This window comes from Cesiribacter sp. SM1, assembly GCF_020178975.1.
Lineage (GTDB): Bacteria > Bacteroidota > Bacteroidia > Cytophagales > Cyclobacteriaceae > Cesiribacter.
In genome coordinates this window covers 362,006-371,895 of the sequence record NZ_JAHXBU010000090.1, presented here as the reverse complement: position 1 = coordinate 371,895, position 9,890 = coordinate 362,006, and the positions used below count along the sequence as shown (strand labels likewise).

Genomic DNA, 9,890 nt, shown 5'->3' with positions numbered 1-9,890 from the left:
CCGCTAGCGTTCATCCTGAGCCAGGATCAAACTCTCCATTGTATATGTGCTTTACATCAGTTAAACTGATGTGCATTCTGTACCCGATATCAACAAGACCAATTAAAGCCTAAACTTTAACTGTTATCTCTACACCAGGTTATAGAACACAATGTGTCATTTGCATCCCGAAACTCTCAAAGTGTCTTAACGAAGTTTGTTCCTACTGCTGATTCTCATCAGTAAATAAGACCAAAGTCTTCACTAAGCGGTTTGCTGTCAAAACATCTATTCAAAGAACTTTTCAGATTCCCTCTCTTGAGTCTTCTCAACTCAATAGGCTTCCTCTCCTGTAGTTACTATTCTATTATAGTAGCTATGTTTCTATCTCTTATCTCTTTCTATCACCTCGGCTCGTTTGCCTGGGCGGCTCTTTTTCCAAAAGCGAGTGCAAAGTTAAGTAAGTTTTGCCTCTTATGTCAAGCTTTTTCCAGAGAAAATTTTCAGAAGTTTTTAACCTCTTCCCTCTCCTTTCGTTTAGCTTAACTGCTAGTGATCTTCATCCTTATGGTAAGATAAACATCCCTGGCTCCTTGTTCGCTTTCAGTCTTTCAATACCTGGTCCTGCGACCGCTTTCTTTTATTTCCCCCAGCCTGCTGCCGTAAGGGGAGTGCAAAGGTAGAAGCTTTTTTCCTCTTTGCAAGTGGCTAAGCTGAAAATATCTGAAGTTTTTTCTACTCCATTTTCAAGCTCTTCTGCTTGTGCTTTCAGCACTTTTACATAAGGGCGCCTCTAAGGCGGCAAGAGTCTTAACCTCTGCTCTCTATGCTAAAGTTCCGGCTTTGGCTAAACTTTTTCAGATCTTCCTTAGAAGATAGAAGATATCAAAAACTAATATCTCTGCTGCTTCTAAGCTGAATCTGCCAAAACTCTCCTGCCGGTGCGGCTCTTAGCTTCACACTTTCAATGCTTCAATCTTTTGCCCTTAGCTCTTTTGCCCGGGGCGCTTATCCATAACTGATTCAAGGCTTCTGATAGTTCCTGGGAAAGGGATAATTTCTTATCTTTTCCTAAGGCCTTGTACTGCTTCAGACTTCTTTCAGCCTGGTGTAGTATAACTTTCTGAAGATGCTGTGAGTTCCCGGAGGTGAGAATTTCTTCTTGCTCTCCTGGCTCCCTGCACTCTCCTTTTCAGGGGACGCAAGAGTATTAACCGTAATGGCTGTACTGCTGGTTCCCCTCCTGCCTAAGATTTTTTAGTGCAGCGGGAAGACAAAGGTAACAGAGGCGCCAGATCATTTTCAAGCAACATTAGAGAAATATTTTCTCTTCAGTATGCCTGTCTTCAAAGCTTCTCAAGTAAGTCATTCTGGCCATGTGCCCGAATGGGGATGCAAACATAGCACCCCCCGGACATCATTTCAAAGCCTAAATCTCAAATAAATTTCAGCTGCATTGGTATATTCTTTTCAAACAAAATACATGCAGCTGACAAAGAACCCTTTCAGCCTACACAAATTCTGCACGTAATTGAGCAGTCTTGCGCAGACGCTCGATCATTTGCACGCTTTCTTCGTGGTTAAGCGTTTGCTGTCCGTCGCTATGTGCCTGCTCCGGACGCTCGTGTACTTCCACAATTACACCATCTGCACCTGCCATTACAGCTGCCAGCGCCATTGGCTCTACATAATGGCGGATGCCAATGCCGTGAGAAGGATCTACTACGACCGGTAAGTGTGTTTTCTCTTTCAAGATAGGCACTGCATTCAGGTCAAGTGTATTACGGCTGGACCGCTCGTAGGTGCGGATGCCCCGCTCACAAAGGATAAGGTTTTCGTTGCCACCACTGAACACGTACTCTGCAGAGTATAGCAACTCCTCAATAGTACCACTGATACCACGTTTGATCATCACTGCTTTATCGATCTTGCCCAGCTCGTCCAGCAGGTTAAAGTTTTGGGTGTTGCGGGCGCCTACCTGGAATACATCCACATAAGGATACATTTCCTCGATCTGCGATACCTGCATAACCTCTGTAATTATTTTAATGCCAGCTTCCTGTGCCAGCTTGTACCACAGCTTTAATCCATCAATGCCCATACCACGGAAAGAGTAGGGAGAGCTGCGTGGCTTGAAAACTCCTCCGCGCATAATGCGAACACCAGTTTCCTTCAGGTGCTGAATGGTCTGGCGAATCTGCTCCTCTCCTTCAATAGAACAGGGGCCTAACATAATGGCCAAATCGCCCTGACCTATCGTTACACCGTCGCCCAGGTCAATAACAGTTGGTTTTACCTTCCATTTGGATGATACCAGCTTGTATTCATCAGACACCCTGTGAATATCGGCAATGCCGGGCAGGCTGGCTATCTGACGGATGTCGAAGTCGGCCTTGCCTATGCCGATGAGGTAATGGCCATACTGGGTGCGGGCTTCGCTAAGCTTATAGCCAATGCTCTTGGCTTTATCTGTGATGGCAGCTTTTTGCTGCTCGTTCACATCTTTCTGTAACTGAATGATCATGGTTGTTTAGGCTGTTTATTTATTGTTTTCTTTTATCGATTTCACGAACTGGATAATATCATGCTCCAGGTTCTGGCTGCCGGTGAGCAGGTTGATGAAGGCACTACCAATAATTGCCCCCTTGGCATAGCGTGAGGCAAGCTGGAAGCTTTCCCTATCGGAAATACCAAAGCCAATAAGGCGCGGGTTATGCAGGTTCATGGCATTGATGCGCTCGAAGTAGCGGATCTGTTCTTCGGTGATTCCTTTTTTTGCACCGGTAATAGAGGCGGAGGAAACCATATAGATAAAGCCGCTGCTGTTCTCATCTATTTCCCGTACCCGTGCTTCGGATGTCTGGGGAGAAATAAGAAAAATGTTGTGCAAGCCATATTGCTGGAAGATGGGTTTATAGAACTCCCGGTACTCATACATGGGCAGATCTGGCAGGATGAGTCCATCAATGCCTACCTCGGCACACTTCTGGCAGAAGCGCTCTACACCAAACTGCAGCACCGGGTTAAAATAGCCCATCAGCACAACGGGCACCGAAACTTCATTGCGTAGATCCTTTAGCTGTTCAAAGAGCAGCTTCATGGTCATACCCGCATCGAGGGCCTTTTGGTTACTCGCCTGTATGGTAGGGCCATCGGCTACAGGATCGGAATAAGGCAGACCAATTTCTATGATATCGGCACCTCCTTTTTCCAGTGCCTTGAGCACCGGAAGGGTGTCGTTTAAGCTGGGATACCCGGCTGTGAAATAAACATTCAGGATGTTCTCGGCCTTTTCCTGAAATAGGGTATCTAATCTGTTTTGTATGGCTGTAACAGGCATTGATTTATGTTTTTTTCTGCCGGAGTCTTAAAATCTGTTTAGGTACGAAAGGAAGATCAGTAGCCACCCCAGCGAATGTAGGTCTCCAGGTCTTTGTCGCCACGACCGCTTAGGTTCACTACTACCACATCGCTTGGCTGAAGGGGTAGTTCTTTCAGCGCTGCCAGTGCATGGGCAGATTCTACGGCTGGGATAATACCTTCTTTCCTGGCCAGGTGAATACCGGCATCCATGGCATCGGCATCGGTAATGGCAATAAACTGTGCGCGCTTGCTATGGAACAAATGGGCATGCATGGGTCCTATACCCGGGTAATCCAGACCGGCAGAAATGCTGTAAGGCTCCACTACCTGCCCATCTTCTGTTTGCATGAGCAGGGTTTGGCTGCCATGCAGTACGCCTGGCTTGCCCAGTGCCGTGGTGGCGGCCGACTGGCCACTGCTCACACCTTTACCGGCTGCCTCTACCGCTACCAGCTTTACCTGTGGCTCATCGAGGTAGTGGTAGAATGCGCCGGCGGCATTGGAACCACCGCCCACACAGGCTACCACATGGGTAGGCAACTCTGAACCTGTTTTTTCTTTTAGCTGCCAGCGAATTTCCTCGCTGATGATGGCCTGCAGGCGGGCAACCATATCGGGGTACGGATGCGGGCCCACCACACTGCCTATGATATAATGCGTTTCCTGCGGATTGTTGATCCAGTGGCGCATGGCTTCGTTGGTGGCATCCTTAAGTGTCTGGCTGCCGCTGGTGGCGGGCCTTACCTCGGCACCAAGAATTCTCATACGCTCCACATTGGGCTTCTGGCGCTCCATATCATGGCTGCCCATGTACACTATACACTCCAGCCCCATGAGGGCACATACGGTAGCGGTTGCCACGCCATGTTGTCCGGCGCCGGTTTCCGCAATGATCTTATGTTTGCCCAGGCGCTTGGCCAGCAGGATCTGCCCTACTGTATTGTTCACTTTATGTGCTCCGGTATGGCAAAGGTCCTCGCGCTTCAGAAAAATCTGTGCTCCAAACTCTTCAGAAAGGCGTTTGGCCGGATAGAGTGGCGTAGGCCTGCCTACATAATCACGTAACAGCTGGTGATACTCCTGCTGGAATTCCGGACTGTATATGATCTCGAGGTAGCGCTCCCGCAGCTCTTCCACATTGGGATAGAGCATTTCAGGAATAAAGCTGCCGCCAAACTGGCCGTAGTAGCCACGTTCGTTTACACCAAAAGATGATTTTATATTTTCAGTATTCATGACTGTTTCTTGTTATCTGCTAAAAGCACCGGATGCTGTAACAGCTCCTGCAAGGCCGGTATGTTTTTAAAGCCTGGTGCTGTTTCGAACTTGCTGTTCACGTCCAGTGCATGGATTGGCAGGTGCTGCAGTTGATTTAAATGATCCAGTGAACCAAGCGCTACCCCACCACTAAGTATTACAGGCACCTGCAGTGAGTATTCCTTAATCAGTTCCCAATCGAAAGCCTTGCCATTGCCGCCATACTGTTTGCCCTGGGTATCGAACAGAAAGTAATCTGCCACATCTGCAAAGGGCAACAGTTCATCAAGGTTAAAGCGCTCTCCTACCCGAAAAACCTTGATTACTTGCAGTCCCTGTTGCTGCAGCTGCCGGCAAAGTGCCGGAGGTTCGTCACCATGAAGCTGTACCGCCTGCAAGCCATAACGCCGTGCCTGCTCCAGCACCTCTTCGGCAGGGGCATTTACAAACACCCCTACCCTTTTAATTGTCCGGGGCAACTGATCCAGATCTTCAGGATTAAGGCTCTGCGGCATATAGCGTGGGCTTTTCTCAAAAAAGATGAACCCCAGGTAATCCGGCTGCAGGGCAGCTACTGCCTGCAGGTTCTCCGGGTCTTTCATGCCACAGACTTTAACTTTCAGGGAACGTTCCATGCTTAGCGGCTTACAGAACCTTCCAGTGACTGTCCTTTTGATTGTTTCTTTTTCTGCTGAAGCAGCTCCAGGTCGTGCACAAAGCGGGCTGCGGCCTGCTCGGGGCGGCTGTGCTGCATAAAGCTTTCGCCAATCAGGAAGCCGTTATAACCATGGTCGCGTAATTCCAGGATGGTAGCAGGATTGGAAATGCCGCTTTCGCTGATCTTTACAAAATCCTGTGGAATGTGCTGTGCCAGTTCTTTGGATACGGCAATGTCTGTTACAAAAGTGTTCAGGTTGCGGTTGTTAACGCCGATCAGGTCAACCTCCGGGTGCAGATTCTGCTGCAGTTCTTCCAGGTTATGTACTTCCATCAGTACCTCCAGATCCAGTGTTTTAGCAAAAGCTGCCAGTTCTTTAAGCCTTGCCGGCTCCAGGATCGCCGCAATCAGCAGAATGGCATCGGCTCCAATGGCCTTTGCTTCTACTATCTGGTATTCTTCCAGTACAAAATCTTTACGCAGAATCGGGCAGTAGTTAAACTTGCGGGCTACTGTCAGGTCTTCGTTTTTACCACCAAAGAACTTTCTGTCGGTAAGAACGCTAAGAGCCGATGCGCCTGCCTGCATATAGCCAATAGACGTACGCTCTACTGCTGCATAAGGGTTGATCACACCTTTGCTGGGCGACTGGCGCTTAAACTCGGCAATAATGCCAGTTTTGTCTTCACGCAGCACATACTTCTTTAAGCTTACTGTTTTACCACCAAAGTAGATGCTTTGCTCCAGCAGTTTAATTGGGTACAGGCTGATGCGCTCCGCTACTTCGGCCTTCTTGTGCTTAACGATCTCTTGGAGAATTGACATGGTTCTGGTATTTGTTTTAGGTATATTATAAGGTATGAGTAGTGGGATGGTCTGCCGCTGCGGCATGCGCTTTTTAACCCACCTGTACTGATGTTTTTTTCTTATCGCCTACAAGGGTACGGAAAGTTTCAAGTGCTTTGCCGCTGCGCAGGCTGGTTCTTGCCAGTTCTACTCCTTCGGCAAGGCTGCAGTCTTTTGCCACATGCAGAGCCATGCCAGCGTTTGCAAGTACGGCTGCCTCCTGTGCCTGGGTTCCTTCGCCCCTAAGCACCCGCTCAAAGATGGCAGCAGCTTCTTCTATAGTACCACCACCAAACAACTGCTCTTCTTTTAGTTCAGGCAGGTAAAAATCTTTGGGCTGTAGGAGTCGCTCACTGTTGCTGCTGTATACTTTTACTGCCCCGGTAAGGCTTACCTCATCATAACCGTCCAGGGCATGTACAATGGCGTACTGTATGTCTGTACTCTGATAAAGGTAGGCATACAAACGGGCCAGCTCCAGGCTAAACACACCAACCAGCTGCTTTTGCGGGTTGGCAGGATTTACCATGGGTCCAAGCATATTGAAAAAGGTTTTTACCCCCAGCTCCCTGCGGATTGGTCCCACATTCTTCATGGCCGGGTGAAAGAGCGGTGCATGCAAAAAGCAAATATTCGCCTCCTCAAGACTTTTCTCCAGCACATCAAAATCTTGTGTAAACAGATAACCAAAGTGCTGCAGCAGGTTGCTGGAACCACAGGCCGACGATACTCCATAGTTCCCATGCTTTGCCACTGCCTGACCAGCACCGGCCACCACAAAGGCGCTGAGGGTACTTATGTTAAAAGTATCCTTACCATCGCCCCCGGTACCGCAGAGGTCCATGGTATCGTAGGCAGAAAGATCTACCGCCAGGCATTGCTCCAGCATGGCTTCCCGAAAACCCATCAGCTCATCTACAGTAATGTTGCGCATGAGGTATACAGTAATGAAAGCCGCAATCTGGCTCCCATTGTAAGCTCCCTGGGTTAGTTTCAGCAACACCTCACGAGCCGTGGCACGGTCCAGTGTTTTATGTTCTATCAGCTGATTTAGTATGTCTTTCATTTTTGGGTATCAGTTATCAGGTCTCGGGTATCAGGCCACTGCGGTGGTATTTATTATCTGTAGTATATGGACTGAAGCATTCTATGTGCTGTAGGTTGATGAGCTCAGCGCCTAAACATTCACTCAAGCTTTCATTCACTTCATCACTCATTTATCATTCAGCCAATTCCGGAGCATTTCGGTTCCATGCTGGGTAAGAATGCTTTCGGGGTGAAACTGTACACCCCTGATCCGGTACTCTTTGTGGCGCAGGGCCATTACAGCACCCTGCTCATCCACAGCGGTTATCTCCAGGCCGGTATTGGGCTTGCAGGTATCGGCAACTACTGCCCAGCTGTGGTAGCGGCCTACCTGAAAACTCCGGGGCAGGCCTTTAAATAAACTATCTTCTTTTTGCAGCAGACAGGTGGTGGCTACCCCATGGTGCACCTGCGCAAGGTTGTGCAGCTTTGCACCAAAGGCCTCTCCAAGCGCCTGGTGCCCCAGGCACACACCTAATATATCTTTTTTTGTACCGTACTGCCTGATGACTGCAGGCATCAGACCGGCCTCATCGGGAACACCCGGACCGGGCGAAAGCAGTATTTTGTCGTAAGCCTCTACTTCTTCTAAAGTAAAAGCATCGTTACGCACCACCCGCAGGGGCGCACCCAGTGACTTTAATATGTGCACCAGGTTATAGGTAAAGCTATCGTAGTTGTCTATTACTAAAATCTCTGCCATGGCTTATTTAAGCGTTTGAGCCAGTTGTAAGGCCTTGCGAAGCGCAGCCAGTTTGTTGTGCACTTCCTGTAATTCTCCTTCGGTACTGCTTTTGGCCACTACCCCGGCACCAGCCTGGTAGTGCAGTACACCATCTTTGCTAAGGAAAGAGCGAATCATTATTGCATGGTTAAATAAAGGTGTTCTGTCGCCACCGTTGAAGCCCATAAAGCCAATGGCACCACCATAATAGCTGCGGGGCGTAGGCTCCAGGCGCTCAATGAGCTGCATGGCCATGTGTTTGGGAGCTCCGCTAAGAGTACCGGCCGGAAAGGTATCGGCCACCATCTGCACCGGGTTGATTCCTGCATCCAGGGTTCCCTGCACCATAGATACCAGGTGAATCACATGGGAGTAGAACTGAATTTCCTTGAGCTTTTTCACCTCTACTGTGTGGCCGTGTCGGCTTAGGTCGTTGCGGGCCAGGTCTACCAGCATCACGTGCTCTGCATTTTCTTTCGGATCCTGCGCCAGCTTGCGGGCCAGCTCAGCATCGGCCTCGTCGTTGCCGGTGCGCCTGAAGGTACCAGCAATCGGGAAGATCTGTGCCTTATCGCCCTTCATCACCAGCTGCGCCTCTGGCGATGAGCCAAAGATGCGGAAGCTGCCGTAATCAAAATAGAATAAATAGGGAGAAGGGTTAATACTGCGCAGTGCACGGTACACATTAAAATCATCGCCTTTGTAAGGGGTCTGGTAGCGACGGCTCAGTACTATCTGGAATACATCGCCACGCTGGCAATGCTCTATGCCTTTCTGGATTACTTCCAGGAAATCAGCATCCTCAATATTTGTTTTTTCTTCACCGGCAGCCTCAAAGGTGTAAGAAGGCAGGTTTTTATTCTGCAGTACGGATTCCAGGCCATCCAGTCCGCCATTGAGCTGTTGCCCCTCCAGCCCATGCTCAAAGAGGTAAAGCTCGTTCCGGAAATGATCGAGTACAATTACATAGCGAAATACGCTGTACTGGATTTCGGGAATCTGGTTGCCGGCCTCCAGGCTGATGTCTTCGAAGTAACGAACTGCTTCGTAGCTCATATAGCCAAACAAGCCGCCTGTTACAAAGCGAGCATAAGGCTCCTGTGCAGAAAAGGCTGAAGAAAACTGGTAGAGCTCTTCAATTACCTGCTGACGCTGCACAACCGGCACCTTTCTGCGGTTGCCATCGGGATACAGGAGCTGAATCTCCTCATTTTGCACGATAAAGCTAGCAATTGGCTCGCAGCAGATGTAGCTAAAGCTGTTATCTGCACTGTGGTAATCTGAGCTTTCGAGCAGTAGCGGGTTAGCGTAACGGTCGCGCAGTTTCAGGTAAATGCTTACCGGTGTGTGCGTATCGGCCAGCAGCTTTTTGCTCTTGGTTACAAGGTTAAATACTTTATTTTCTACAGCTTCCATATTGGGTTTAGCCAGAACATTAAAAATAAAAAAAGCCCACTGTGAACAGCGGGCTTTAAAGCTCTATGCGTAGGTACATACCGGCGCCGTTCACGTGCAAGATTTGCAAGTGTGCCACCACCAAGCCATATGTACTGTTTGATTCTTCATTTGTTTTAGCAAGTAAAACAGCCTTTTGTATAAATGCAAGCCTATCTCTTAAAATATTTCAGCAGATGCCTGAATTTTCAAAAGGTTTGGCCTGCTGCAACATACGTCATCTCGCGAAGGCTGGAACCTGTTTGCTGTTTCCCGGTATGGATTCAGTCCCGGGAACAGGCAGCAGATCCCTGCCTCTTTCGAGGGGATAAACGAAGGCTGTGTTATCCAGGCTAAACTATGCGCTTTTTTTACCTTGCTCAGTAGCTTTGGTTTCAGTCATCTCCGAAGAGCTCTTTTGCTTATCTCTTGGACGGCTGTTGCCATAGCTGCCTTTAGAAATCTTACCTTTTTTGGTTTTTTTATCTCCTCTGCCCATTTTAAAATTTGTTATTGTAGTGGTTTAATGTTCCCGTCAATTTA

At 48.6% G+C, this 9,890-nt stretch carries 9 protein-coding genes; all 9 read right to left on the bottom strand.

What is annotated here, in order from left to right; genetic code table 11:
- Nucleotides 1–1,489: 1,489 nt before the first annotated feature.
- The gene (gene aroF, locus KWJ01_RS18045; RefSeq protein ID WP_224998336.1) at nucleotides 1,490–2,503 is read right to left on the bottom strand and encodes a 3-deoxy-7-phosphoheptulonate synthase; all 1,014 of its coding nucleotides are present in this window, start codon (nucleotides 2,501–2,503) and stop codon (nucleotides 1,490–1,492) included.
- 15 nt (nucleotides 2,504–2,518) lie between these two features.
- Nucleotides 2,519–3,319 carry a tryptophan synthase subunit alpha gene (gene trpA / locus KWJ01_RS18040; protein ID WP_224998335.1) on the bottom strand — a complete coding sequence of 267 codons (801 nt, stop codon included), beginning with the start codon at nucleotides 3,317–3,319 and terminating at the stop codon, nucleotides 2,519–2,521.
- Between the two features lie 56 nt (nucleotides 3,320–3,375).
- A complete protein-coding gene (gene trpB / locus KWJ01_RS18035) occupies nucleotides 3,376–4,578 on the bottom strand; it encodes a tryptophan synthase subunit beta (RefSeq protein ID WP_224998334.1) in 1,203 nt (400 codons plus the stop codon).
- Nucleotides 4,575–5,234 (bottom strand): phosphoribosylanthranilate isomerase, encoded by a 660-nt coding sequence (locus KWJ01_RS18030; protein ID WP_224998333.1) that lies wholly within the window; start codon nucleotides 5,232–5,234, stop codon nucleotides 4,575–4,577. The genes trpB and KWJ01_RS18030 overlap by 4 nt, the downstream gene beginning before the upstream one ends.
- A gap of 2 nt (nucleotides 5,235–5,236) precedes the next feature.
- Complete coding sequence (trpC, locus tag KWJ01_RS18025; protein WP_224998332.1) at nucleotides 5,237–6,082, bottom strand: indole-3-glycerol phosphate synthase TrpC; 846 nt, start codon at nucleotides 6,080–6,082, stop codon at nucleotides 5,237–5,239.
- Between the two features lie 73 nt (nucleotides 6,083–6,155).
- Nucleotides 6,156–7,169, bottom strand: a complete 1,014-nt coding sequence (gene trpD, locus KWJ01_RS18020) for an anthranilate phosphoribosyltransferase (protein ID WP_224998331.1) — start codon at nucleotides 7,167–7,169, stop codon at nucleotides 6,156–6,158.
- Nucleotides 7,170–7,316: 147 nt separating this feature from the next.
- Entirely contained in the window at nucleotides 7,317–7,892 is a 576-nt protein-coding gene (locus KWJ01_RS18015; protein ID WP_224998329.1) for an aminodeoxychorismate/anthranilate synthase component II, read from the bottom strand.
- 3 nt (nucleotides 7,893–7,895) lie between these two features.
- Nucleotides 7,896–9,329, bottom strand: a complete 1,434-nt coding sequence (locus KWJ01_RS18010) for an anthranilate synthase component I family protein (protein WP_224998327.1) — start codon at nucleotides 9,327–9,329, stop codon at nucleotides 7,896–7,898.
- Between the two features lie 376 nt (nucleotides 9,330–9,705).
- The gene (locus tag KWJ01_RS18005) at nucleotides 9,706–9,846 is read right to left on the bottom strand and encodes a 30S ribosomal protein THX (protein WP_224998325.1); all 141 of its coding nucleotides are present in this window, start codon (nucleotides 9,844–9,846) and stop codon (nucleotides 9,706–9,708) included.
- Nucleotides 9,847–9,890 lie beyond the last annotated feature (44 nt).